Source organism: Aurantimicrobium minutum (assembly GCF_029892845.1).
Taxonomy (GTDB): domain Bacteria; phylum Actinomycetota; class Actinomycetes; order Actinomycetales; family Microbacteriaceae; genus Aurantimicrobium; species Aurantimicrobium minutum_B.
In genome coordinates, this window is record NZ_JARXVT010000002.1 from 270,668 (window position 1) to 293,518 (window position 22,851).

Genomic DNA, 22,851 nt, shown 5'->3' on the forward strand with positions numbered 1-22,851 from the left:
ATAACGGGTTGAAAGCAAATGAGCAAGCCTTTGGCTACTCAAGAGTGTGGCTTTATAAAGCGGGGAACTTTTTGTCGACCAGTGCATCCGCATCAGCGACGCCAAGTCCACGGAGCGCAATCTTCGAATAGATGTTGATAATTCGGTCCAAAGAAAGGTTTCCAGAACCCTTGTACCAACTTGCAACGTGGGTACCCATAGCAACAATGCTGAAGGTGTGCAGTCGCGCATCGAGCACTAACGCTCTTCCACTTCGATCAGCTTCTTCGATGAGATTTTGGATCATCGTTTGATATTCGCGACGGCGAGCGATGATTTGTGCACGGTTCTCTGGGGAGAGTGAACGAAGTTCCGAGTTACCGATGAATACAACTTGTGCATGCTCCGCATGAAAACGGATGTGGCAAGAAAGTAGAACAATTAACTTTTCGATGATGTCCGAGCACTCAGCTAGGGCTTTCTCCTGAATCTCCATAAGTTCATCCATGGTGCCACCCATGATTTGAAGCAGGAGGTCTTCTTTGTTTTCAATGTGGTTGTAGAGACTTCCAACTTTGATCCCCACGCCAGTAGCAACTTGGCGAAGGCTCGTGGCTTCGAAACCATGCAGAAAGAACAGCTGAGCAGCTTCATCGCGAATGGCGTTGGCTGTGATCTGGCCTGCAGCAGTAATACCGGTCATTCTGGTTCCGATCATGTTGCGTGGAGGAAGTTTCTAAACGAACTATGAGTTGTTAGTTATTTTATTAGCCTAAGGGTCTAGCGGTCCTTTTTATTGCTTGTCTCACCATTTATTTGTCACAGCTTGTTCCCCACCAAAAGAGCTGATAATTGATTCGCTGATTTCTGCCAACTCTCGCAAGCGGCTGGCTTTTCCTCGACTAATCGGGAGTGAGATAACCAGAGCGATTCTGTCTCTCCAGTTTGAGCCTGCAAGAGGAAGTGCGAGGGAGTTAATACCTGTTTCAGATTCTTGAATGGTATATGCCACTCCCCCTACTCGCACACGCCGTAACTCAGCCTCGAGTTCATCCCTGTTTGTAATGGTCTTCGGGCCTCTCCTTGGCAAAGTCTGATTAGGGAGAATCGCTCTGAGCTGTGCCTGATCTAGTTGAGCCAGCAACAATTTCCCCGCCGCCATCGCATGTGCCGGGGCCGTCATTCCAATTCGTAAACCAATGTCTTTGGGATGATTAGACCTTCTTCCGTCGACTACAAGAACCTGGTTACCCAGCAATACAGCACTATGAACAGATTCACCTGTCTGCTCTCGAACAGCCTGGATCACTGGTCTGAGTTTGAATTTGGTTTTAGGCTGGATTCCTGGAGTCATCAACATTCCCATTAGATAAGGGCCAGGGACGTATCCCCTTGAGTTTGAAGAGATTGATACGAACCCTCTGTCCTCCAAAGTGCGCAGAGCTCGGTGGGCTGCTGAAGTACTGATGCCAAGAGAAGTTGCGGCGCTCCTCACTGTAAGGACGTCTGCAGTCCCCATCAGCTGGAGAATCCGAAGGCCAAGGTCAAGTGACTGAACAGTGTATTTCTCCACCTCTAACTCCTAACTAGCGCTTGTTCACCAAAAGTACCCGATTAAGTCCCCCTCTGCGAGACAAACTTTCGATATCGATGGCGTGAGTGGGGGTGTGAACATCAATCTTGACTTGACGACATGAGTGCGTCTGAAGATTTCAACGAAGAATTCACACCGATAGGAACCCCGTGGCACTTCTATTCGAACCGCTTACAATTCGCGATGTTTATTTCCGTAATCGCATCTGGGTACCCCCTATGTGCCAGTTCGCATGCGAAGACCAGACTGGGAATCCAAACTCTTGGCACCTTGTAAATGCCGGTAGCTACGCCGCTGGAGGAGCGGGAATGGTCATGGTTGAAGCAACAGCCATTAGCCCAATCGGCCGAATCACAGCGCAGTGTGCAGGAATCTGGAATGACCACCAGCGTGATCTCTGGAAGCCTGTAGCGGCTTTCATTGAATCTCAAGGATCTGTGCCCGCTATTCAGATTGCACATGCAGGACGTAAGGCTTCTGACGATATGCATGAAAAAGCTTTGCCTTTGGATCAAGGAGGCTGGGAGACCATCGGCCCTTCAGCGCTCGCAGTAGATGGACTTACTGTTCCCCGGGTCATGACGACTGAAGATATTGCTGTAGTCGTTCAAGAATTTGCTGATGCTGCTCGTCGTTCCGTTGAAGCTGGGTTCAAAGTAATTGAGATCCACGCCGCACACGGTTATCTGTTGCACGAGTTCCTTTCTCCGCTAAGCAACATCCGAGAAGACCAATATGGTGGCTCGCTTGAGAACAGAGCTCGATTCTTGCTTGAAGTAGTCAAGGTTGTCCGAGAGCAAATCGGTTCGGATATTCCACTGTTTGTTCGCTTCTCCGCCACTGACTGGGTTGATGGCGGCTGGAATCCTGAAGAGACTGCAATTGTTGCAAAGTGGTGTCAGGAATTAGGCGCAGACCTCTTCGACATTTCTAGCGGTGGACTGTTGCGTTCAATTTTCATCTCCTCCACTCCTGGCTATCAGGTCCCGTTCTCTGAAACCGTCAAGAACGAAGGCAAAGTTCTCACTGCTGCAGTCGGAAAGATAACTACTGCAGTGCAGGCGGAGCAGATCTTGCAAGAAGAGAAGGCAGACGCCATCTTTATTGGCCGCCAACTCATCAACGACCCTCACTTCCCCCTTCGTGCTGCACACGAATTAGGGATTGAAGTTGACTACCGCCCCGTCCCACACCGCCCTGGTTACTGGAACTAAAGAAGCACAAAGGATCATCATGAAATTTGTTTCGTTCAAACAAGAAAACAAGAAAAGCTGGGGAATCCTCGAAGGGGACACCATCGTTGATCTCGGTGCAATTCGGCTGGTTGGTGGGGCTTCTCTCGGAGAGAGCATGCGTCGTAACCTAGTTCCCCTTGCGCTTGATCTTCGCGACACTGCCCCAACTGTTAACCGCGCTTCAGTAGAGCTTTTACCCCCAGTTACAGATGCAGGAAAAATCATCTGCGTCGGATTGAACTACGCGGATCACATTGCAGAAATGAACCGGCCGACTCCTGAGTTCCCTGTGATATTTACTCGCTTCAATGACTCATTGGTAGGCGACGGCGAGGCATTGGTAGCCCCTACGAACAGCATGAAGTTCGACTTCGAAGGAGAGATGGCAGTCGTCATTGGTTCGACAGTTCGACATGCAACCCGCGAGGAAGCGCAAGCTGCCGTCTTTGGATATTCAGTATTCAACGACGGTTCAATCCGTGATTACCAGCGCCACACTCACCAGTTTGCCCCGGGAAAGAACTTCCCGAAATCTGGAAGTTTCGGTCCGGCAATTGTCACTCCAGATGAGATTGATGACCTGGGTAGCAAGCGCATCACGACAAAGGTCAATGATGTTGTCGTTCAGGACTCAACGCTAGACCAGCTGATTTTCTCTGTCGAAGACCTCATCATCTACTGCTCTGAATGGACAACCCTCAATCCTGGAGATGTCATCGTCACAGGTACCCCAGGTGGCGTCGGAGATGGCAGGGACCCACAGCTTTGGCTCTTCCCCGGTGACGTCGTGGAGGTCGAAGTCGAAGGTATTGGTCGCCTCGTCAACCCCGTCATTGAAGAACGTTCTTAACCAATCAAAGGAGATTAGAAATGTCTGAAGCACCAAAAGTACTCAAGAAAATTAGCGTCCAGCGCAAAGATCAGTTACCAGAAGCACCCGGCCAGACCGCTCATGCCCGCCGACTTTCTGGCGTAAGCAAGGAGAACACAGCTGTCAAAGATCTGTGGTTTGGAAAGGTCTTCACTGGCCCCGGTGAGGTTTCTGATCCTCACCACCATGGAGAAGCTGAAACCGGCGGGTACATCTTCAAGGGAAACGGGTTCATCCGATTCGGCGAGCGCTACGAAGACATTGTCTACATGGAGGAAGGCGACTTCGTTTACGTCCCTCCTTTCGTTCCTCACATCGAAGGGAACCTTTCTCACACTGAAGAACTCATCTGGATGACTACTCGTAATCCGGACAACATCGTCATCAACCTTGAAAACCAAGACGTTGCTGACATTGACATCAAGTACGTCGACTAACAACAGAACCAATTGAAAGGAAGAAAAATGTCCACTCCTGTAATTCAGAAAAAGATTGCTGTAAACCGCGCAGCAGACCTTCTTGAGAACACCACTCAGACCCTCAACGCTCGCCGCGTTTCGGGTGTTAGCAAAGAGAACTCAGATGTTGAAAGCCTTTGGCTTGGCAAGGTCTACACCGGCCCCGGTGAAGTTTCAGACCCTCACCACCACGGTGAAGTAGAAACCGCAGGTTACGTTTTCGAAGGTGACGCATTCATTCGTTACGGAGAGCGTTTCGAAAACATTGTTTACCTCACCGCAGGTGACTACGTTTACGTACCCCCTGGAATTCCTCACATTGAGGGCAACCGTTCTAAGTCCAAGGAACTTGTGTGGATGACCGCTCGTGCACTCGACAACGTTGTTGTGAACCTCAAGGACCAGGACATCGCTGAGATCGAGATCGACCTGATTCCATAAGGATACGAACAGATGCCGGGACATTTAGCCCCGGCATCTGTTTTTCCCAGAGCAAATTAATGGTCAATTCACTTCTCCCCCCAGTTACTCAAGTTGGTGAGTACGTGTGGATGATTCCTCACGTACTTCCTTCAGATCACCCTGAATACATCGCAACATATGTGCTGCTCGATAAAGCTGGCGATATTCATCTCATCGACCCGGGATGGAATTCTGAAAGTAATTGGTCCGAGTTACAGCTAGGACTTTCGCGTCTGGGCTGCAAAGCAAAAGATGTGTGCTCGGTCACCGTCACCCATCAACATAAAGACCACGTAGGCATGGCTCACCATGTTCGTGAAGAGTCAGGATGTCCTATAGCTCTTCACGAAATAGAGCAAGAAGAGTTGCTACTAGATTTTCTCCCTCATTCCGTAGATCAAAGAAATAATCTGCTCGAGCATTGGCAGGTACCTCAAGAGCATCGTGACGTGCTTCGAGTTGAGCTTGAAACACAGACACCAAATATTCCGCCACGAATTAGGGCCGACATATTGCTACGTGATGGTGATTATTTACTAATTCCAGGGAGAAATTTACGTATTCACCACACTCCTGGACACACTCCGGGGCATATTTGTATTGAAGACGTCGACCAGAATCAGGTTTTCACTGGCGACCATATTTTGGGTGAATTCAATCCCGGTGTAGGGCTTGGAAAGGTGTGGAAACCAGAAGCTATGGTCAATTATTTGACTTCTGTAGCAACCATTGAAGGTTTGCGCGGAGCCACTGGCTTTCCCGGTCATGGTCCTGTCATTGCGAATCTCCGTTCAAGATGCACCGAGATAAGAAACCACCACATCAACCGAGTAGGTCAAGTTACTGAACTTCTCAACAGTGGGGTCGAGCCTTCCGCATGGTCAGTTGCGCAATCTCTGACATGGACAAAACCCTGGGATTCGATGAACCCAACCACACGTCGCATGGTCATTGCACAGGCAGATATGTATCTTTACGCCTCAAGAAACTTCACCGGCATCTAAATCACCACTTCAGAACAAAGGAGTTCTTATGAATGACAACTTGCAGCCTTTCGATTCGGTCGTACTAGATATTGAAACTCACAGAGAAATTGGTTTCAATGAATCTTTAATTGCCTTGGAGGCCATCAAAAACCTAAAATCCAGATATCTCGCTGCTGTGGACCATAAGGATTGGTCAGCAATGGAGGAAATCTTTACTAATGAAGCCATCATTGATTTCAGCGGCGAAGACCACTATCACGTTGGCCGCCATGGCATGACTTCTGAGCACCTCAATCCGACAAAAACAATTGTTCGGGGTGGCAAGGAGGCAGCTTTACGGATCGAAAAAGCGGTGGGCGGAATCATTACTGTTCACCAAGGGCACGACCCTCAACTCACGCTTACGTCTCCGCTTACCGCGAAAGGGAAGTGGACTCTGTATGACCAGCTCGACTATGGCAATGAAGTTATGCACGGCTACGGCCACTACCACGAGACCTACCTCCTCAAAGATGGTCGGTGGCAGATTTCTTCTTTGCTGCTTACTCGAATCAAAGTTGATTGGGCATAACAACACGTTTATGAACGGGTAGGGGTTCAAACCTATTGAATCCGAACAATTGGATAAATTGAGCTTTACCTTTTACAAGTGCGGCTTGCGCAGCCTTCTGAAAGCATCTATTTTGAGCGACTTATAAGCTCATGTCATGGACAACTTGGACCGTCGCATCATTGATCAACTGCGTCAGAATTCTCGAGCCGCCTATGGAGACATTGGTGGAGTCATCGGGCTCTCAGCTTCAGCGGTAAAACGTCGTGTTGACCGCCTGATGGCAGACGGTGTGATCCGTGGTTTCACCATCCACGTTGACCCCTCCGTTGAGGGCCTGGAGACGGAAGCCTATGTCGAGTTGTTCTGCCGTGGCACTGTTGCCCCGGATGAGCTTCGTCGCCTACTGGAAGGCGTTCCTGATGTGGTGGATGCGGGAACTGTCTCAGGAAGTGCCGATGCCATCGTCCACATGCGCAGCCACAACATCGCCAGTTTGGAAGACGCACTTGAGGCTGTTCGGAATGCACCCAATGTGGACCACACGCGAACTTCTATCGTGATGTCGCGACTCATTTATCGCCAATAGTTCGCCTCCGAACGTCCCCACTAGGCTGGGAATATGAGCAAAGAAGCCTACGACGTCGTCATCGTCGGTGGTGGTCACAACGGTCTGACTGCCGCTGCCTATCTCGCTAAGACTGGCCGGTCTGTCCTCGTGCTGGAGAAGAGCGATCACCTCGGTGGCGCTGCTATTTCTGCCCAGGCATTTGAGGGTGTGGATGCCCGCCTGTCTCGCTATAGCTACTTGGTCAGCTTGCTGCCCCAGAAGATCATCGAGGACCTCGGTCTCGACGTGAAGCTCATTCGTCGTCGTTACTCTTCATACACTCCCGTGCCTGGCAACCCGGAGGTGGGTCTGCTCGTGGACAACCAGGACTCTGCTGCGACTGCGTCCTCTTTCTCACGTATTGGTGAAGCTGAAGATGCTGCCGGGTTTGAGAAGTTCTATGCCAAGACCATCACGTTGGCCAAGGCACTGTGGCCTTCCGTGACTGAACCTCTCGTGACCCGTTCCGAAGCTAAGGCCATCGTCGGTGACGACGCTGTCTGGGATGAATTCATCGAGCGTCCTCTGGGTGAAGTTATTGAACGCGACATTCAGGGTGAGATTGCTCGGGGTGTTGTCTATACCGACGGCATCATTGGGACTTTCTCTGCCCCCCACGATGCGAGTCTGGATCAGAACCGCTGCTTCTTGTATCACGTGATTGGTGGCACTACCGGGGACTGGGATGTTCCTGTTGGTGGCATGGGTGCTGTCTCGGGTGAGATTGCTCGCGCTGCTCGCGAAGCTGGAGCTCAGCTTGTTACCGAAGCTGAAGTTACCGCTATTGCGCCCGCAGAAAAGGCAGGCGAAGCAGCCTCTGTGTTCTACAGCAAGGATGGCGTTGCTACCGAGGTGACAACACCTTGGGTTCTTTCCAATGTGTCCCCCTGGGTTCTTTCTGAGCTCTTGGGTGAAACTCCTGAATCTACTTCTCGCCCAGAGGGTGCTCAGGTCAAGGTGAACCTGCTGCTCAAGCGTCTGCCGAAGTTGGCTGACCCTAGCGTGACTCCTGAACAGGCTTTTGGTGGAACATTCCACATCAACGAGAGCTACTCCCAGTTGCAGACTGCATTTGATGAAGCAGTCTCGGGGAAGGTTCCTTCAACTCTTCCCTGTGAGATTTACTGTCACTCACTGAGTGACCCCAGCATCTTGGGTCCCGAGCTTCGTGCGTCTGGTGCTCAAACCTTGACTGTGTTTGGTATTCACGCACCACACTCGCTGGTGAACCGCGAGAACAATGACGCTGTTCGTGCTGAACTGCAGGCTGCTGTGTTGCGCTCACTTAACAGCGTTCTAGCTGAGCCCATCGAAGACGTCCTCATGCGTGACGCCAACGGTGAGCTCTGTGTGGAGACCAAGACCACCCTCGACCTCGAAGATGCTCTCAACCTGACCGGTGGAAACATCTTCCACGGTCTGCTCTCCTGGCCGTGGGTTGAAGATGGCGATGACTTGTCCACTCCTGCCAAGCGCTGGGGTGTGGCAACCGACTACCCCGGTGTTCTACTTTGTGGTTCAGGTGCGCGTCGCGGTGGGGCTGTCTCCGGTATCGGCGGACACAACGCAGCGATGGCTGTGCTGGAAAGTAACTAATACAGCCCATGCCTCCCATTGAGAACCTGATCGCGTTTAGCATTGCGGCGCTGGTGATCATTTTGATCCCCGGCCCCTCGGTGATGTTTGCCGTTGGGCGCTCGCTTGCCTTAGGCAAGGGCGCCGGTGTGCTTACTGTGGTGGGTAATGCGATGGGCACATTGGTGTGGCTCATCGCGGTAGTTCTGGGCCTGGGTGCCATTGTTGCCAGCTCAGAGTTCTTGTTCTATGGAATCAAATACCTCGGTGCTGCCTATCTTGCTTATCTGGGTATCCAGGCTTTCCGTCACCGCAAAGACCACGGCTTTGATGTGGATGCCACTGGTTCTCCGCAATCAAAGTTCAAGACATTACGAGAAGGCTTCTTCGTTGGTCTGAGCAACCCGAAGACCATGGTGTTCTTCACCGCTGTACTCCCAGGTTTTGTTGATGTGAAGCAAGGCAACGTCATGCTTCAGCTGCTGATCCTCGGCATCATCTTCGAGATCATCGGTATCTTGAGTGACTCGATGTATGCCATCGGTGCGGGGTTAGCCAGAGACTGGTTCGCTAAAGACGTTAAACGACTTGCCATTGTTCAGGGCACCGGAGGTGTTCTGATTGTTGGCTTGGCCATTTGGGTGGCCTTCTTCGATTCTCTTTAGTCCCGGGACTTAGATTTCTCGCAGAATTTCGTAGAACCTTCTATTGATGAAGATTCGATCCCTGCCAACCTTTTTATCTTCTAATATCCCTGCTTGTTGAAGTGACTCAAGCCATTTGGTTGCAGTCAGTCGTGTGACACCACATTTTTCAACCACATCTGAAATTCTGCAAAAAGGTTTGGCAAACAAAACATTCACTAAGTAAGGGTCATTACGAACACCAGGAACCTCACGGAAAAGTGCCACATAGGTGTTGTAGAGACTAAAGATCTCTTCCACGAGGTCTGTCGTTCTCTCACACGTTTCTCGCACCGCATTCAACATGAACAGAATCCACTCTTCCCACGCTGCATTCTGTGTCACAGCGAGCAACTTGGAGTAATACTCCTCTTTGTGCGTAATGATGAACCGCGAGAGATACAGGATTGGCAAAGTCAGTAAACGCTTTTCGAGCAGAAAAAGGATGTTGAGCACTCGGCCGGTACGACCATTACCGTCGCTGAAGGGATGTATTGCTTCAAACTGGTAATGCATCACCGCCATTGCGATGAGGGGATCTAGCTCTGTTGTCGAATGTAAAAACTCTTCCCAATTGGATATTAATGAGTGAAGAACGTCTCTACCCTGAGGTGGCGTATAAACAGCAGCTCCAGTTGTTGCATTGCCAATAAAAGTTCCCGGCAACGTGCGAATGTCCATTTGTCGATTTTTAATTTCTGAGCACACATGCTGTGCTACTGAAAAACTCAATGGTCGGGTATCTAAAAAGTCAATTGCAGAAAATACTGCCCTGCGATATCGGAACGTTTCTTTCAGCTCAGGGCTTGATGAAATTGTTTCGTTTTCAAAATGTTGAAACAGATCATCACGCGTCGTCAAGATGTTTTCTATCTCTGAACTGGCTTGTGCCTCAATGAGGGGGAGTGCGTTCAACAAAAGAACGGGCTCTGGAATAAACCTGACGACTTGATTCAGTGTTGCTAGTGCTGCGCGAGCCTCGGTGGTGGCCCTCAGTACCTGCTTTGTCTCTATCTCTGTGGCAGGAGGCAACAATGGAAGGCTGTTATACGGCAGATCTGGGTTCCATTGCATTCAGCAATGGTATCTGAAATTCAGCACATATGTATATTTTTTTGCAAAAACTATACATATTTCAGAAACATGTATATCTAGCTATACATATCTTCGTATTTAGTCGAGCAAGAGCGCAGGTTCTTCAACCACGCTGGCCACGTCAGCCAAGAAGCGGCTAGCTACGTCACCATCAACAACACGGTGGTCGAAGCTTGCACCCAATGTGGTGACGAAACGTGGACGAACTTCGCCGTCAACAACCCAGGGCTTTTGCTTAATGGTTCCCAGGGCCAAGATGCCCACTTCACCGGGGTTCAAGATGGGTGTTCCGGTGTCCATACCGAAGACACCAATGTTGGTGACCGTGATGGTTCCACCAGCCATGTCTGCCGGTGAGGTCTTGCCGTCACGTGCATTTAAGGTGAGCTGCTCCAGGGACTGGGCCAGCTCAAGCAGGCTCATTTCCTGAGCGTCTTTCACGTTGGGAACAATCAGACCACGTGGAGTTGCAGCAGCAACACCTAAGTTCACGTAGCGGTGAACAATGATCTCTTTGTCGGTCCAGGTGGAGTTAACCGTGGGGTTGCGTCGCACTGCCCAGATGATGGCCTTGGCCAGAATCAGCAGTGGCGACACCTTCACACCAGCAAAGTCAGGAGAGTTCTTCAAACGCTTGACGAACTCCATGGTGCGAGTGGCATCAACGTCAACGAACACAGAAACGTGCGGAGCAGTGAATGCGCTCTGCACCATCGCTGTCGCGATGGCCTTGCGCACACCCTTGACCGGAATGCGCTCTTCGCGCTCTTCTGGCCACTCGGGTGTCTGAATGTTGCGGAAAACGCTGGCCTGAGACGCGTGACGAATCACGTCATCGCGCGTGATTTCACCTGCAAGACCGGTTGCTTCCACCTCTGCGAGGTTCACATCCAAGTCTTTGGCAAGCTTGCGAATAGGCGGCTTGGCAATAACAGGAACTGCTTCGGCGACAGGCAGTGATGCTGGGCGCTTGGCAACAGGTGCTGGAGCAACTGCCTGAGGTGCGGGGGTCACCACAGCAGGTGCTGCGGGAGGAGTCGGTGCAGGTGCGTTGCCGCCGCGGCGACGACGCGTCGCAGCATGACCACCAACGCCATAGCCAACGAGAACACTTCCGGAACCTTCTTCTTTGGCGTCAACAGCCCCGTCGATCTCGCTGTCTGCGGTGACGAATACTTCATTCGCCATTGCTGCCTGAGCAAGGGTGGGGGTGGGAGAAGTCAGCATGGAGTGGCCGGCAGTTGCGATGGTGATGATGGCGGTGCCAACTTCAACGGTTTCGCCTTCTTGGGCAAGAAGTTCGCCAACCTGTCCCTCATAGGGGCTGGGCAGCTCAACGAGAGACTTCGCAGTCTCGATCTCAACGAGGACATCGTTGATGGCGACCGAGTCGCCGGGTTTGACCTTCCACGAGACAATTTCTGCCTCGGTGAGACCTTCGCCAACGTCGGGGAGATAGAACTTAGACACCGTCATCTGGTCACTCCTAGTAACTCAGCACTCGGTCGACTGCGTCGAGGACGCGGTCCGAGTCGGGTAGGTAGATGGCCTCGAGCTTTGCTGGAGGGAAGGGAGTATCGAAACCTGTCACACGGAGCACAGGTGCTTCAAGCGAGTAGAACGCCTTCTCGGTAATGGTTGCTGCCAACTCAGATGCGAGGCTCACGTTGCCGGGAGCTTCCTGAGCAATGACACAACGACCGGTCTTGCGAACTGATTCGAGAATCGGTGCGTAGTCGATGGGAGAAAGCGAACGAACGTCAATGACTTCGAGGCTCATGCCCTCTGTGGCGGCAACTTCTGCTGCCTGCAGCAAAACGCTGACCATCGCGCCGTGGCCAATGACGGTGACGTCATTGCCTGGGCGAACCACGCGGCTGGCGTGAAGGGGGAAGTTGGAAGCCGACGTGTCCACATCTGCCTTGGGCCAGTAGCGACTCATGGGCTCGAAGAAGATGACGGGGTCATTCGATTGAATTGCTTCCTGGATCATCCAGTAAGCATCGTGAGGATTGCTGGGGCTGACCACGCGCAAACCTGCTGTGTGGAGGAAGTATGCCTCGTTGCTTTCTTGGTGGTGCTCAACCGCACCAATGTGACCGCCGTAAGGAATGCGGATCACCACGGGGAACTGCATGGCACCCTCGTGACGGTTGGTCAGTTTCGCCAGCTGGCTGGTGATCTGATCAAAGGCGGGGTAAACGAAACCGTTGAACTGAATCTCGATCACAGGGCGGTATCCGCGCATTGCCAGACCAATAGCAGAACCGACAATGCCGGATTCGGCAAGAGGAGTATCGAGCACACGGTCAGCGCCGAATTCGTTCTTGAGACCTTCGGTCACACGGAACACTCCGCCGAGTGTTCCGATGTCTTCACCCATCAGGATGACCTTGGGGTCGTTGAGCATCGCCTGGCGAAGACCGAGGTTGATTGCTTTACCTAAAGGAAGGTTTTCAATAGCCATTAGTGACCGCCTCCCTGCTCATCGAAAGACGCTTCGTAGTTAGCAAGCCACGCACTCTGTTCTTCCATGAGTGGGTGTGGATCTGTGTAAACGTGGTTGAACATGCTGGCAGGTTCAGGGTTCTTCAGATCAACGGTGCGACGACGAATGTCGCTAGCAAAGTCAGCAGCTTCTTGGTGAACTTCGTCAAAGAAGGACTGGGGTGCGCCAGAGTTCCGCAGGAATGCTTCCATGCGGGTGATGGGGTCGCGAGCAATCCACGATTCAAGCTCAGCATCTGTGCGGTACTTCGTGGGGTCGTCACTCGAGGTGTGCGCACCAATGCGGTACGTGTGAGCCTCAATCAAGCTGGGGCCCTTGCCGCTGCGAGCGTCATCGAGCTGCTTGGCAGTCACGGCATAGCTGGCGAAGACGTCATTACCGTCGACCTGAACACCGGGAATGCCGAAGCCTTCACCACGCTTGTAGAGGGGAACGCGTGCCTGGGTGCTCACCGGTACCGAGATTGCCCAGTGGTTGTTCTGTACGAAGAAGACCTGAGGGGTTTGGTAGCTGGCAGCAAAGACAAGTGCTTCGCTGACGTCGCCCTGGCTGGTTGCGCCATCACCGAAGTAGACAATGACGGCCTGGTCGGTATCTGGGTTTCCGGTGTTAGTGGCGCCATCGAACTTGATACCCATGCCGTAACCGGTAGCGTGCAATGCCTGCGAACCAATAACCAGCGTGTAGATGTGGAAGTTGCCGTGCTCAGGCAGGGTGGGGTCCCAGCCGCCGTGAGTCAGACCGCGAAGAACACGAATGATTTCCAGAACATCAATGCCGCGGATCATGCCAATAGCGTGCTCGCGGTAAGCGGGGAAGATGTGGTCTTGCTTCTTGGTCGCGTGCGCGGAACCTACCTGCGCACCTTCTTGACCGTGGCTAGGTACCCACAGAGCAAGCTGGCCCTGGCGCTGGAGGTTGGTTGCTTCAGTGTCGAAGCGGCGGATGACAACCATGTCTTTGTAAAACTTGCGGTGGTCTGCCTCAGTTAGGCGCTGAAAGTAAGGCAGAAACTCTTCTGCACTTGCGCTGGGGGCATAGTGTCCCTCGGGCGTGAGGAACTGCACCATGGGATCTAATGTCTCATCGGCCATGTACCCAATCTATCCCGTCAAAGCCCCCTGAACTGGTAGGTCTTCTACAATCTCTCGCGAAAACCGTAGGAGTATCCCAACTAAAGAGCTCACCTGCCAGAATGGAGGTATGAAGTCACTCCTGCTCTCCACCGTGATCAACGCCATTGCACTCTGGCTCACCACTGTGATGTTGCCTGACAGCCTGCGCATCATCCCTGAGGACCAGCAGACCCTGGGCTATGTGCTCACCCTTGCTTTTGTGGCCTTCATCTTTGGAATTGTGAATGGAACCATCGGTCGCGTACTGCGCTTCCTGGCCTTCCCCCTCTTTATCCTCACCCTCGGTTTCATGGCCCTGGTGGTCAACGCCTTCTTGCTCATGTTTGTTGCGTGGCTTACTCAGGTTCTTGGCTTTGGCTACGGTCTGCAGGTTGACGGCTTTGCCGGCGGATTCTGGGCAGCAATCGTGCTGTCGATCGTCAGCTGGATTTTGGGTCTCATTCTTCGCCCCGCAACCGGCAAGTAATTACTGCACCCGATCTGCCCGCCACATCGTGACGGTTGCTGTGCCCTGCGTGCGCTCTGAGATTTGTCTCTGCTCAGCAGTGAGCTTGGGGTCTCCGCTTCGATCCATTACGGCTGCCGTTTCGACATAACGAGAGAGATTATGTGCTGGAAGTAACTCTCCTCGAGGCGCTGGCGAGTGTGCAAACAGCGACCTGGTCACTGTCATGTGAGTAGCAATGGCAGCAGGTGCGGCAACACCACTGAGGGAGGGGATGACATCTTCTTCATGCTCAACGGCAACAACATTGATCTCTTCGGGAATCTCCACTTGGTGAAGTGGAGCCCCCACAGTGACAACGTCACTGACGGTGTAGTTCCCTGACGCAGCTAGCTGGGCGGCAACTAGTCCCCCTTGGGAATGCCCGACCAGAATGACGTTGTCCTGAGCGGTAATGCCAGCTTCGCGCATAGCCATCACAGCAGCGGTATAGCTTCCGGAATCAAGTTCAGCAATAGCGGAGATATTGCTGGTCATATCCCACGGCTCAGTGGCAGGTTCCACACCAGAATCAATCGTCCCGCTGAGATAGACCACATAACCGGAGTCGTATTGCTCGATTCGGATTTGTGCAGCACCTTCATCTGCTCGAGGAATGCGTGAGATGAGGTCTTGGTAACTGTCAGCAGATTCGGCGGTGCTGCGTTCCACGTTCCTCACCCGGACAGGGGTTTCTTGCAAAGTTGTGGCACCCACAATCCCCAGCCCAGCAATTGCTGCACCAGCTAAGAGGTCTTCCCCTGCCAGGAGCCCGTCCTGGGGTGGCTTGGGCATTCCCAGAACGCCAGCTACAAAATCATCTGCCCCGGACATCAGGTGGGCAGTGCCCTGCACCACCAGGGGATGACTCATGAATTGCCCTGAATCCGGCAACCGTTGTTCGAGTCGTGTGACGAACTGGTCAAAGGGGCTGCCTGGAGTCAGGCGCCGTGCAGCTGCTAAACCCAGAACAATGGCGACGCCGCCAATTATTTCTGGACCAAATGCGCCAATCAACGCAGGCATTGCTCGACCCAGATTCCACATCAACGTGGAACTGAGGTCCTCGGAGACCTGGCGTAGATACTGCTCCCGCTCTGCATATTGTCGGGAGCCTTCTGCCGTGACACCTGCTAACTCTTTGAGTCGTTGAGTAGCTTGCGTTGCGCGGGCAAAAGCATGCTGGGCTTGAGTGGAATGAAAGCTCAGTGCTCGAGTGCTGGCAAGCACATGTTCCAAATGCCACACTCTGGCGTGGAGTCGTCCCGAGAGATCATCAAGCGCAACGGTGTCGACTCCTGAACCAACCCTCATCACGATGAACCCGGTTCCGTGGCAAGAATGGCCCAGCGGGCCTGACGTAAATCGGCCATAACCTGTTCCGCGTTGTGGTCGAAGGCATACCGTGATGGTCCAAACCAGAGCGGATCCGGCACAGCATTGTGAAGTGTGACGACTGCGGCATCGAGGGCATCGGCGAGCGCCAGCCACTGGCTATGGCCAGCTGGCGGGAAGCCGGATAGACCCTCGAATTCATTCACCTGGATACCGTGCCAGCGCTGAGCCGGAGTGCTGGGCTGTCTGATTCTGAATGTGGAGAGTGTGCGGCGGCTTTGCCTGTGAAGGGATACCTGTTTTCTTTGGGAGAATAGAAGCATGACGCTTCCTATTCAGGTCCTCAGCCCGCTCGATGGTCGATATCAGTCCGTCGTTTCACCTCTGGGTGAATACCTCTCGGAGGCTGGCCTGAACCGTGCTCGCGTCACGGTCGAAGTTGAATGGTTGATTTACCTCACCACTCACTCCATGTTTGGTACCAGTCCCCTCAGCGCAGACAACGTTTCCGCACTCCGTGCGCTCGTGACTGACTTCGGTCAGGCAGAGATTGATGAGCTTGCTCGTCTTGAAGCGACCACTCGTCACGACGTCAAGGCAGTGGAGTACTTGGTTCGTGCCAAGCTCACCGAGCTGGGCCTGGACCACATTGCTGAGCTGACGCACTTCGCCTGCACCAGCGAAGACATTAACAACCTCTCCTATGCGCTCATCGTGCGCGATGCCACCAAGAACATCTGGCTTCCTGGCCTGAAGGCTGTCATTGCTCGTCTGCGCGAACTCTCTGTTCAGTACCGCGACGAGGCCATGTTGGCGAAGACCCACGGTCAGCCAGCAACCCCCACCACCATGGGTAAAGAACTTGCTGTCTTTGTTTACCGCCTCGAGCGCATTCAGAAGCAGATCGAAGGATCTGAATACCTGGGCAAGTTCTCCGGTGCAACAGGAACCTTCTCTGCTCACATTGCCGCCGAACCTGACGCCAACTGGCCCAAGATCTCGGAAGAGTTTGTCACTTCTTTGGGTCTGACCTGGAACCCACTGACCACCCAGATCGAATCACATGACTGGCAGGCAGAGCTCTACACCCGTATCTCTCACGCCAACCGCGTGATTCACAACCTGGCCACCGACATCTGGACCTACATCTCGATGGGCTACTTCCGCCAGATCCCTCAGGCTGGTGCAACCGGTTCCTCCACCATGCCTCACAAGATCAACCCCATTCGTTTTGAGAACGCTGAGGCCAACCTTGAGCTCTCCAGCGCTGTTCTTGATTCACTTTCCGCAACGCTGGTGACCAGCCGTCTGCAGCGTGACCTCACTGACTCCACCACCCAGCGCAACGTGGGTGTGGGATACGGCCACTCACTGCTTGCCCTCGACAACATTCGTCGTGGACTGAGCGAGATTGACCTCGACTCTGTTGCCCTGGCTCATGACCTCGACACCAACTGGGAAATCTTGGGTGAAGCAATTCAGACCGTGATCCGTGCAGAGGTTGCTGCTGGTCGTTCGACCATCTCGGACCCCTATGCACTGCTTAAGGAACTCACCCGCGGCAAGCGCATTGGCCGTGACGACCTCATTGCTTTCGTTTCCGGCCTCGAGATCGGAGACGCTGCCAAGGCTCGACTACTGGAGCTCACTCCAGCTGGCTATGTTGGCCTGGCGTCAGACTTGGTCGACTACCTCAAGTAGTCACAGACATAGAAACGACTCCCTATTAGCACTCCAACTTTTGGGGTTCAGTGCACTTGCGAGGGGCTTTCTTGTTTTAAGTCTTAGTGCGCGGAGGATCCCGAGTGGTCCTGCTCTTCGATGTCGAGCAGTTCCTTCTTGTTGGGCTTGATTGCCAGCACAAACATGGCCATCGAGACCAGGCACACAATAAACACAGCACCGAATGAGATGCTGCTGAGGATGAGGTCACGAGAGGACATCAACACAACTACTCCGGTGAAGAGTCCCAACGCTGCTGAAACGAGCAGCAGTTCAACGGGCTTCATACGGTCGCGCAGGGTGGGAGTGCTCATGAGGAAACCTTACGGGTTGAGGGGGCATCGGAACGAAGTGAGATGCCGGCAATGATTTGATACATGCCGACAATGGCGGCATAGGCGCCGAAGATGCCCACGGCATAGACATCATTCATGGGAACAACTGCTTCAATAATGGCCAAGATAGCTGTGAAGCCTCCGATAGTGAGCCATTCTTTGGCAACAGTGCGGTTGCTCTCGCGATATCCGGCATAGAGCTCAAGCACAGCGGAGATTCCTGCCCAGATACTCAGAATGAGCAAAAGCGCAGGAAGGCCAGAGGTCAAGGTTGCTGAGGCAATCGCTGCCGCAACGACGGTGGCAATGGCTTGAATTCCCACCAGAATGCGATTGAGCCCTTCGAGGGGCACCGACATGATGGTGAATACCAGCGTGGAGGCAAGCAGGAAGGCAAAGCCGACAAAAACGCTCAGGCCAACTACCGCAGCATGGTTGCGCGAGAAAGTAATCACAACCGCTGCAACCAAGGTAGGGATGGCGCGCAAAATGAGCGCGTTACCCACACGAGAAAGAGAACTATCAGCGATTGCCACGGCTCAAGTCTACGGCTGAAAAGGAAAAGGTTTTCCCGGCTAAACCTTAGGCATATCGGCAAAACGGGAGAGGTGACCCTGGAATCCAACGGTAATTGTCGCAGTGGGACCGTTACGGTGCTTCGCCACGATGAAGTCAGCTTCGCCGGCACGTGGGTTGTCCTTTTCGAACGCATTTTCACGGTGCAGAAGGATAACCATGTCGGCGTCCTGCTCCAGTGATCCAGATTCACGAAGATCGGAGATGGCGGGCTTCTTGTCCGAACGCTGTTCGGGTCCACGGTTCAGCTGTGACAGTGCAATAACGGGAACCTGAAGTTCCTTGGCCATCAGCTTGAGTGCACGAGAGAACTCAGAAACTTCTTGCTGTCGGCTTTCAACCTTTTTGCCCGAGGTCATCAGCTGCAAGTAGTCGATGACGACCATTTTCAGGCCGACCTTCTGCTTGAGGCGTCGGCATTTGGCGCGAATTTCCACAAGAGTCATATTGGGGCTGTCGTCGATGTAGAACGGAGCGTCGTTGATGCGGCCACGAGTGCTGGCAATCGTGGTCCAGTCCCGGTTATCAACCGTGCCCTTACGCATATTCTGCAAAGGAACGGATGCTTCGGCAGAGAGCAGACGCATGGCGATTTCTGACTTACCCATTTCGAGCGAGAAGAAAATGGCAGGAAGGTTGTTCTTGATAGACGCAGCACGGCAGAAGTCCAGAGCCAGTGTCGATTTACCCAACGCAGGACGGGCAGCAACGATGATGAGCTGGCCAGGGTGAAAACCGTTGGTGAGCTCGTCGAGATCAGCAAAACCAGTGGGAACGCCGGTCATTTGTCCGTCGCGACCCTTGGCTGCCTCAATTTCAAGAATGGCGGTGTCTACTGCGTCCGTCAGAGGAACGTAGTCTTCGGTTTCCACAGAACCAGTGACTTGGTAAATCTCTGCCTGGGCAGTGTTAACCAGGTCAACAGCTTCGCCCTCACCGGCGTAGCCCATCTGCACGATGCGGGTACCTGCTTCAACGAGGCGTCGTAGCAGGGCACGCTCAGAAACAATGTTGGCGTAGTAACCAGCGTTGGCAGCGGTAGGAACCAGTGCAGTGAGGGTGTGCAGGTATTCAGCCCCGCCAGCACGGCCTAGTTCACCAGATTTGGTGAGTTCGTCGGTGACGGTAATCACATCGGTGGGTTCACCGTGTGAATACAGCGACATCACTGCATCAAAGATGACCTCATGCTTGGGAATGTAGAAGTCATTTCCACGAAGAATCTCGACGACGTCTGCCACAGCGTCTTTGCTGAGCAGCATGCCGCCGAGAGCACTTTGCTCCGCAAGAAGATCATGCGGAGGAGTCCGTTCACCCTGCCATGTTTCGCGAGAATCGCCAGGAGAACCAAGGTGTGCAAGAGACATGCTCACAAGTCCTTCCGATGGCTGTGCAGGTGGGCTATCTGAATCTAACCCGCTCCTCTGACATTGGTCTGAGAGTGACCTAATGAGAGTTGTATCCCCACTGTAGGAATACCTTCACTCACATCCAAATGACCCTGTGGATAACTCTGTGCATGAAACTCGTGAAACGCCGGAGCGACTGTTTATAAGCTGGGGGTAACGTTGTGGACAGAGGAAAATGTTTACCTAATTTTTCTTCTCTGAACTGGTATTTAAGTTATCAACGGGTGTGAACATTAATTTCCTTCAAGCATGTGTTTAAGCTTGGGGAAAATTAGCCCTCATGTGCATAAAGATGACCCCTTAAAGGTCTTGCGTTGTACCCCCAACACGAGTAAACACGGTTCGAAATTGAGCTTCTAAAGTCATGCTTAATTTGCGGGTTTGCTACTCGTCTTTCAAAACGGTGCTAACTTGCAGGATATGAGTCAAAAAGCCCATCCGCTGCACACATTTATGGCCTCGCGTGCAGGTATGCGACGAATGCTCAATATTTGGCCGCCCTTTCTGTTCTCAGGGATATCTGTTCGCGAAATTTCACAAGATTTTCGCCACGTCAAGGTCCGGCTGCGCAAGAAACTCCTGACTTCTAACTATGTGGGAACGCTCTTTGGCGGATCGCTTTATGCAATGACGGACCCGTTTTTTATGTTGATGGTTCTCAAAAATCTTGGTCCTGGCTACATTGTGTGGGACAAGCAGAGTGAAATTGAGTATGTTTCACCAGGAAAGACAACGGTATTTGCTGAATTCACTCTTTCGGATGCAGATGTCGATGAGATCACACGCGAAGTCGAAACCAATGGCAAGTTTTTGAAATGGTTTGATGTTGAAATCACAGCAGCGGATGCAACCGTCGTGGCAATTGTGAGAAAACAGATTTATGTTCGCAAGAAAGCCAATTAATGCTTAGCCCTCATGAAGGCAGCATAAAAATTTTGTAGTTATCGAGACAGGCCCATGAGAGTAATCAGTTCCCAGAGAGTGTGAGCTGCAGCTAAACCGGTGATTCCCGCGTGGTCATATGCAGGTGCGACTTCAACTACATCGCATCCAACGATGTTCAAGCCTCTGAGGCCCCTCAAAACAGAGAAGAATTCGCGGGTTGAGATACCTGCTACCTCAGGGGTTCCAGTTCCGGGAGCATGCGCTGGATCAAGAACGTCAATATCCACCGAAATATATACGGGTCCTGTTCCGACCCTTCGCTGAATTTGAGAAACAAGGTCTTCAATGGATCGATTTTGGAACTCTTGAGCATGGATTATTTCAAATCCTGCCTGGCCATCCTCTACCAATTCCACAGGGTCATAGATTCCACCACGAATACCCACATGCTGGCAGCGGTTGAGGTCCATTAAGCCCTCTTCAGCTGCGCGCCTGAATGGTGATCCGTGCCAAATTGATTCGCCATAAAGAACATCCCAGGTATCTAGATGTGCATCAAAGTGAATCACTGCAACTGGCCCGTGAGCAGCATGAGCTGCTCGTAACAGTGGCAGAGCAATTGTGTGGTCTCCACCCATGGCCGCAATGCGAGTACCCGACGAAGTTAGTGCTTTTGCTGCAGTTTCGATTTTCTCAACTGCGCGAACGATGTTGTATGGCTCGACGGGGATATCTCCCGCGTCGGCAACCTGAAGTTCCTTGAACGGAAAAGCATCCAGATACTGGTGATAGGGGTGTAGCTGGCGTGATTGTTCACGAATATGTGCCGGGCCAAAACGAGCACCTGGGCGGAAGCTGGTGCCCGAATCAAAAGGAACTCCGACAACCGCGATATCTACTTTTTCAACGTCCGCCGCCATCGGAAGAAGTGCAAAAGTTGCAATCCCTGCGAATCTTGGACCAAATTCTTCTTCGTCACGCTGACCGATAATGCTCATTGTTTCAGCCTCTCATGGCCAGTATGTGTTGGCAATAAAGAAAGGGCGGAAAGCCGAAGCTTTCCGCCCTCTGCGGTTCTTTACAGGGAATTACTTTGCAGCAACAACCTGGATGGTGATGGTTGCAACGATGTCGTCACGCAGACGAACGGTTGCTTCGTGCTCACCGGTGAACTTGATGGGGTTTGCCATCTCGATCTTGCGCTTGTCGATTGCACCGATGCCGGCGCTCTCTACTGCAGCAGCAATGTGATCGGTCTTGACCGAACCAAAGAGACGACCATCCTGACCAGTCTTGACAGCAAGCTTGACCTTGGTGCCTTCGATCTTGGCCTTGAGTGCCTGTGCCTCTTCGAGGGTTGCGAGTTCGCGAGCGGTACGAGCAGCACGAATCTGCTCAACCTGCTTCTCGCCGCCACGTGACCATGCAACTGCAAGGCCCTGAGGAATGAGGTAGTTACGGGCAAAACCGTTCTTTACCTCGACAACGTCGCCTGCCGAACCAACGCCGGAGACTTCATTCGTAAGAATCAACTTAGACATGTTCGAACTCCTTAGCGGCCAGCGCCTGCATAGGGAAGAAGAGCCATCTCGCGGGCGTTCTTAACTGCCTTGGCGATGAGGCGCTGCTCCTGGACAGAAACACCGGTGATACGGCGAGCGCGGATCTTTCCACGCTCAGAAACGAACTTGCGAAGAGTGGCGACGTCTTTGTAGTCGATCACACCAACGCGGATAGCCTTCGCAGGTGCGAGAGCCTTAGCGCCCTTGCCACCGCGGAGTGGCTTGCGGGCTCCGCCGCTAGCTTTTCCAGCCATGATTACCTAACTTTCGTAAATTTTTTATCAAGGATCAACGTGCGTTGAGCCCGAAGAGGATTGTTTAGAACGGCGTATCGTCTGCGGGGATACCGGGGGTGTTCCAAGGGTCTGCTGCAGGAGCGGTTGGCGAACCCCAAGGTTCGTCATTGCCTGCAGGGACTCCGGGGCGACCCGAGGATGCCGCGCGGCTCACAGTTGCCGTGGCGTAGCGAAGCGAGGGACCGATCTCATCTACTTCGAGTTCGATCGTGGTTCGCTTTTCGCCTTCCTTGGTCTCATACGAGCGCTGCTTGAGTCGACCGGTTGCGATGACGCGGGAGCCCTTAGTCAGGCTGCCTGCGACGTGCTCGGCAAACTCGCGCCAGACGCTGGCACGAAGGAAGAGAGCCTCGCCATCTTTCCACTCGCTTGATGCGCGATCGAAATTGCGCGGAGTGGAGGCGATGGTGAAGTTGGCGACTGCGAGTCCGTTCTGCGTGTAACGCAGTTCGGGGTCACTCGTGAGGTTTCCCACAACGGTGATGACTGTTTCGCCGGCCATGT

27 protein-coding genes and 1 pseudogene are annotated in these 22,851 nt (G+C 52.8%); 12 read left to right on the forward strand and 16 right to left on the reverse strand.

What is annotated here, in order from left to right:
* Nucleotides 1-52: 52 nt before the first annotated feature.
* From M2118_RS03875 to M2118_RS08875, 3 genes and pseudogenes are all read right to left on the reverse strand, one after another.
* Nucleotides 53-697, reverse strand: coding sequence for a TetR/AcrR family transcriptional regulator (locus tag M2118_RS03875; protein ID WP_280794624.1), 645 nt, complete (start codon nt 695-697; stop codon nt 53-55).
* 87 nt (nt 698-784) lie between these two features.
* The gene (locus M2118_RS03880) at nt 785-1,333 is read right to left on the reverse strand and encodes an IclR family transcriptional regulator (RefSeq protein ID WP_280794625.1); all 549 of its coding nucleotides are present in this window, start codon (nt 1,331-1,333) and stop codon (nt 785-787) included.
* Between the two features lie 69 nt (nt 1,334-1,402).
* Nucleotides 1,403-1,552: pseudogene (locus tag M2118_RS08875) on the reverse strand (helix-turn-helix domain-containing protein); the annotation flags it as partial.
* Between the two features lie 170 nt (nt 1,553-1,722).
* Here M2118_RS08875 and M2118_RS03885 point away from each other — a divergent pair.
* From M2118_RS03885 to M2118_RS03925, 9 genes are all read left to right on the forward strand, one after another.
* Nucleotides 1,723-2,787: an NADH:flavin oxidoreductase/NADH oxidase gene (locus tag M2118_RS03885; RefSeq protein WP_280794626.1), complete on the forward strand. Its 1,065-nt coding sequence runs from the start codon at nt 1,723-1,725 to the stop codon at nt 2,785-2,787.
* 19 nt (nt 2,788-2,806) lie between these two features.
* Entirely contained in the window at nt 2,807-3,658 is an 852-nt protein-coding gene (locus tag M2118_RS03890; protein WP_280794627.1) for a fumarylacetoacetate hydrolase family protein, read from the forward strand.
* Between the two features lie 20 nt (nt 3,659-3,678).
* A complete protein-coding gene (locus M2118_RS03895; protein ID WP_280794628.1) occupies nt 3,679-4,116 on the forward strand; it encodes a cupin domain-containing protein in 438 nt (145 codons plus the stop codon).
* 27 nt (nt 4,117-4,143) lie between these two features.
* Nucleotides 4,144-4,578 carry a cupin domain-containing protein gene (locus M2118_RS03900; RefSeq protein WP_280794629.1) on the forward strand — a complete coding sequence of 145 codons (435 nt, stop codon included), beginning with the start codon at nt 4,144-4,146 and terminating at the stop codon, nt 4,576-4,578.
* A 59-nt stretch (nt 4,579-4,637) separates the two neighbouring features.
* Complete coding sequence (locus tag M2118_RS03905) at nt 4,638-5,603, forward strand: MBL fold metallo-hydrolase (protein ID WP_280794630.1); 966 nt, start codon at nt 4,638-4,640, stop codon at nt 5,601-5,603.
* 28 nt (nt 5,604-5,631) lie between these two features.
* Complete coding sequence (locus M2118_RS03910; RefSeq protein ID WP_280794631.1) at nt 5,632-6,156, forward strand: nuclear transport factor 2 family protein; 525 nt, start codon at nt 5,632-5,634, stop codon at nt 6,154-6,156.
* A 136-nt stretch (nt 6,157-6,292) separates the two neighbouring features.
* Nucleotides 6,293-6,724, forward strand: a complete 432-nt coding sequence (locus M2118_RS03915) for an Lrp/AsnC family transcriptional regulator (RefSeq protein WP_110232594.1) — start codon at nt 6,293-6,295, stop codon at nt 6,722-6,724.
* Nucleotides 6,725-6,757: 33 nt separating this feature from the next.
* Nucleotides 6,758-8,341 carry a phytoene desaturase family protein gene (locus M2118_RS03920; RefSeq protein WP_280794632.1) on the forward strand — a complete coding sequence of 528 codons (1,584 nt, stop codon included), beginning with the start codon at nt 6,758-6,760 and terminating at the stop codon, nt 8,339-8,341.
* A gap of 8 nt (nt 8,342-8,349) precedes the next feature.
* The gene (locus tag M2118_RS03925; RefSeq protein WP_280794633.1) at nt 8,350-8,985 is read left to right on the forward strand and encodes a LysE family translocator; all 636 of its coding nucleotides are present in this window, start codon (nt 8,350-8,352) and stop codon (nt 8,983-8,985) included.
* Nucleotides 8,986-8,994: 9 nt separating this feature from the next.
* Here the strand turns inward: M2118_RS03925 and M2118_RS03930 are convergent, their stop codons facing one another.
* From M2118_RS03930 to M2118_RS03945, 4 genes are all read right to left on the reverse strand, one after another.
* Nucleotides 8,995-10,077 (reverse strand): Fic family protein, encoded by a 1,083-nt coding sequence (locus M2118_RS03930; protein ID WP_280794634.1) that lies wholly within the window; start codon nt 10,075-10,077, stop codon nt 8,995-8,997.
* 99 nt (nt 10,078-10,176) lie between these two features.
* Nucleotides 10,177-11,574, reverse strand: coding sequence for a dihydrolipoamide acetyltransferase family protein (locus M2118_RS03935; RefSeq protein WP_280794635.1), 1,398 nt, complete (start codon nt 11,572-11,574; stop codon nt 10,177-10,179).
* A gap of 10 nt (nt 11,575-11,584) precedes the next feature.
* A complete protein-coding gene (locus M2118_RS03940) occupies nt 11,585-12,565 on the reverse strand; it encodes an alpha-ketoacid dehydrogenase subunit beta (protein ID WP_280794636.1) in 981 nt (326 codons plus the stop codon).
* On the reverse strand, nt 12,565-13,701 hold the full coding sequence (locus M2118_RS03945) for a thiamine pyrophosphate-dependent dehydrogenase E1 component subunit alpha (protein ID WP_280794637.1): 1,137 nt from the start codon (nt 13,699-13,701) through the stop codon (nt 12,565-12,567). Before M2118_RS03945 ends, M2118_RS03940 begins: the two co-directional genes overlap by 1 nt.
* 109 nt (nt 13,702-13,810) lie before the next feature.
* Here M2118_RS03945 and M2118_RS03950 point away from each other — a divergent pair, with 109 nt between their 5' ends.
* Nucleotides 13,811-14,209: a phage holin family protein gene (locus M2118_RS03950; RefSeq protein ID WP_280794638.1), complete on the forward strand. Its 399-nt coding sequence runs from the start codon at nt 13,811-13,813 to the stop codon at nt 14,207-14,209.
* On the opposite strand, the gene M2118_RS03955 is transcribed toward M2118_RS03950, so the two are convergent.
* Both M2118_RS03955 and M2118_RS03960 read right to left on the reverse strand, forming a co-directional pair.
* Entirely contained in the window at nt 14,210-15,541 is a 1,332-nt protein-coding gene (locus tag M2118_RS03955) for a hypothetical protein (protein ID WP_280794753.1), read from the reverse strand.
* Nucleotides 15,541-15,768, reverse strand: a complete 228-nt coding sequence (locus tag M2118_RS03960; protein WP_280794639.1) for a hypothetical protein — start codon at nt 15,766-15,768, stop codon at nt 15,541-15,543. The genes M2118_RS03955 and M2118_RS03960 overlap by 1 nt, the downstream gene beginning before the upstream one ends.
* 115 nt (nt 15,769-15,883) lie before the next feature.
* Between M2118_RS03960 and purB the strand changes: the two genes are divergently transcribed.
* The gene (gene purB, locus M2118_RS03965) at nt 15,884-17,263 is read left to right on the forward strand and encodes an adenylosuccinate lyase (protein ID WP_280794640.1); all 1,380 of its coding nucleotides are present in this window, start codon (nt 15,884-15,886) and stop codon (nt 17,261-17,263) included.
* An 83-nt stretch (nt 17,264-17,346) separates the two neighbouring features.
* Here the strand turns inward: purB and M2118_RS03970 are convergent, their stop codons facing one another.
* Genes M2118_RS03970 through dnaB form a run of 3 tightly spaced genes read right to left on the reverse strand, consistent with a single transcriptional unit; the run spans nt 17,347 to nt 19,562 of the window.
* Nucleotides 17,347-17,598 carry a hypothetical protein gene (locus M2118_RS03970; RefSeq protein ID WP_280794641.1) on the reverse strand — a complete coding sequence of 84 codons (252 nt, stop codon included), beginning with the start codon at nt 17,596-17,598 and terminating at the stop codon, nt 17,347-17,349.
* Complete coding sequence (locus M2118_RS03975) at nt 17,595-18,155, reverse strand: hypothetical protein (protein WP_280794642.1); 561 nt, start codon at nt 18,153-18,155, stop codon at nt 17,595-17,597. Before M2118_RS03975 ends, M2118_RS03970 begins: the two co-directional genes overlap by 4 nt.
* A 39-nt stretch (nt 18,156-18,194) precedes the next feature.
* On the reverse strand, nt 18,195-19,562 hold the full coding sequence (dnaB, locus tag M2118_RS03980; RefSeq protein ID WP_280794643.1) for a replicative DNA helicase: 1,368 nt from the start codon (nt 19,560-19,562) through the stop codon (nt 18,195-18,197).
* Nucleotides 19,563-20,024: 462 nt separating this feature from the next.
* Between dnaB and M2118_RS03985 the strand changes: the two genes are divergently transcribed.
* Nucleotides 20,025-20,507, forward strand: coding sequence for a DUF4442 domain-containing protein (locus M2118_RS03985; protein ID WP_280794644.1), 483 nt, complete (start codon nt 20,025-20,027; stop codon nt 20,505-20,507).
* 38 nt (nt 20,508-20,545) lie between these two features.
* On the opposite strand, the gene speB is transcribed toward M2118_RS03985, so the two are convergent.
* From speB to M2118_RS04005, 4 genes are all read right to left on the reverse strand, one after another.
* Nucleotides 20,546-21,487 carry an agmatinase gene (gene speB, locus M2118_RS03990; RefSeq protein ID WP_280794645.1) on the reverse strand — a complete coding sequence of 314 codons (942 nt, stop codon included), beginning with the start codon at nt 21,485-21,487 and terminating at the stop codon, nt 20,546-20,548.
* 90 nt (nt 21,488-21,577) lie between these two features.
* Nucleotides 21,578-22,030 (reverse strand): 50S ribosomal protein L9, encoded by a 453-nt coding sequence (gene rplI / locus M2118_RS03995; RefSeq protein ID WP_280794646.1) that lies wholly within the window; start codon nt 22,028-22,030, stop codon nt 21,578-21,580.
* An 11-nt stretch (nt 22,031-22,041) separates the two neighbouring features.
* Nucleotides 22,042-22,305: a 30S ribosomal protein S18 gene (gene rpsR, locus M2118_RS04000; protein WP_096382948.1), complete on the reverse strand. Its 264-nt coding sequence runs from the start codon at nt 22,303-22,305 to the stop codon at nt 22,042-22,044.
* A 64-nt stretch (nt 22,306-22,369) separates the two neighbouring features.
* Complete coding sequence (locus tag M2118_RS04005; RefSeq protein WP_280794647.1) at nt 22,370-22,849, reverse strand: single-stranded DNA-binding protein; 480 nt, start codon at nt 22,847-22,849, stop codon at nt 22,370-22,372.
* Between the last annotated feature and the right edge of the window lie 2 nt (nt 22,850-22,851).

Excerpts from the sequence above, each read along its gene's own strand:
- purB (WP_280794640.1), top strand. The coding sequence starts at position 15,884 with ATGACGCTTCCTATTCAGGTCCTCAGCCCGCTCGATGGTCGATATCAG.
- M2118_RS03945 (WP_280794637.1), bottom strand. The coding sequence starts at position 13,701 with ATGGCCGATGAGACATTAGATCCCATGGTGCAGTTCCTCACGCCCGAG.
- M2118_RS03985 (WP_280794644.1), top strand. The coding sequence starts at position 20,025 with ATGAGTCAAAAAGCCCATCCGCTGCACACATTTATGGCCTCGCGTGCA.
- M2118_RS03905 (WP_280794630.1), top strand. The coding sequence starts at position 4,638 with ATGGTCAATTCACTTCTCCCCCCAGTTACTCAAGTTGGTGAGTACGTG.
- M2118_RS03925 (WP_280794633.1), top strand. The coding sequence starts at position 8,350 with ATGCCTCCCATTGAGAACCTGATCGCGTTTAGCATTGCGGCGCTGGTG.
- M2118_RS03880 (WP_280794625.1), bottom strand. The coding sequence starts at position 1,333 with ATGACTCCAGGAATCCAGCCTAAAACCAAATTCAAACTCAGACCAGTG.
- M2118_RS03950 (WP_280794638.1), top strand. The coding sequence starts at position 13,811 with ATGAAGTCACTCCTGCTCTCCACCGTGATCAACGCCATTGCACTCTGG.
- M2118_RS03935 (WP_280794635.1), bottom strand. The coding sequence starts at position 11,574 with ATGACGGTGTCTAAGTTCTATCTCCCCGACGTTGGCGAAGGTCTCACC.
- M2118_RS03915 (WP_110232594.1), top strand. The coding sequence starts at position 6,293 with ATGGACAACTTGGACCGTCGCATCATTGATCAACTGCGTCAGAATTCT.
- M2118_RS03940 (WP_280794636.1), bottom strand. The coding sequence starts at position 12,565 with ATGGCTATTGAAAACCTTCCTTTAGGTAAAGCAATCAACCTCGGTCTT.
- rplI (WP_280794646.1), bottom strand. The coding sequence starts at position 22,030 with ATGTCTAAGTTGATTCTTACGAATGAAGTCTCCGGCGTTGGTTCGGCA.
- M2118_RS03970 (WP_280794641.1), bottom strand. The coding sequence starts at position 17,598 with ATGAGCACTCCCACCCTGCGCGACCGTATGAAGCCCGTTGAACTGCTG.
- M2118_RS03900 (WP_280794629.1), top strand. The coding sequence starts at position 4,144 with ATGTCCACTCCTGTAATTCAGAAAAAGATTGCTGTAAACCGCGCAGCA.
- speB (WP_280794645.1), bottom strand. The coding sequence starts at position 21,487 with ATGAGCATTATCGGTCAGCGTGACGAAGAAGAATTTGGTCCAAGATTC.
- M2118_RS03890 (WP_280794627.1), top strand. The coding sequence starts at position 2,807 with ATGAAATTTGTTTCGTTCAAACAAGAAAACAAGAAAAGCTGGGGAATC.
- rpsR (WP_096382948.1), bottom strand. The coding sequence starts at position 22,305 with ATGGCTGGAAAAGCTAGCGGCGGAGCCCGCAAGCCACTCCGCGGTGGC.
- M2118_RS04005 (WP_280794647.1), bottom strand. The coding sequence starts at position 22,849 with ATGGCCGGCGAAACAGTCATCACCGTTGTGGGAAACCTCACGAGTGAC.
- M2118_RS03930 (WP_280794634.1), bottom strand. The coding sequence starts at position 10,077 with ATGCAATGGAACCCAGATCTGCCGTATAACAGCCTTCCATTGTTGCCT.
- M2118_RS03895 (WP_280794628.1), top strand. The coding sequence starts at position 3,679 with ATGTCTGAAGCACCAAAAGTACTCAAGAAAATTAGCGTCCAGCGCAAA.
- M2118_RS03910 (WP_280794631.1), top strand. The coding sequence starts at position 5,632 with ATGAATGACAACTTGCAGCCTTTCGATTCGGTCGTACTAGATATTGAA.
- dnaB (WP_280794643.1), bottom strand. The coding sequence starts at position 19,562 with ATGTCTCTTGCACACCTTGGTTCTCCTGGCGATTCTCGCGAAACATGG.
- M2118_RS03875 (WP_280794624.1), bottom strand. The coding sequence starts at position 697 with ATGATCGGAACCAGAATGACCGGTATTACTGCTGCAGGCCAGATCACA.
- M2118_RS03920 (WP_280794632.1), top strand. The coding sequence starts at position 6,758 with ATGAGCAAAGAAGCCTACGACGTCGTCATCGTCGGTGGTGGTCACAAC.
- M2118_RS03955 (WP_280794753.1), bottom strand. The coding sequence starts at position 15,541 with ATGAGGGTTGGTTCAGGAGTCGACACCGTTGCGCTTGATGATCTCTCG.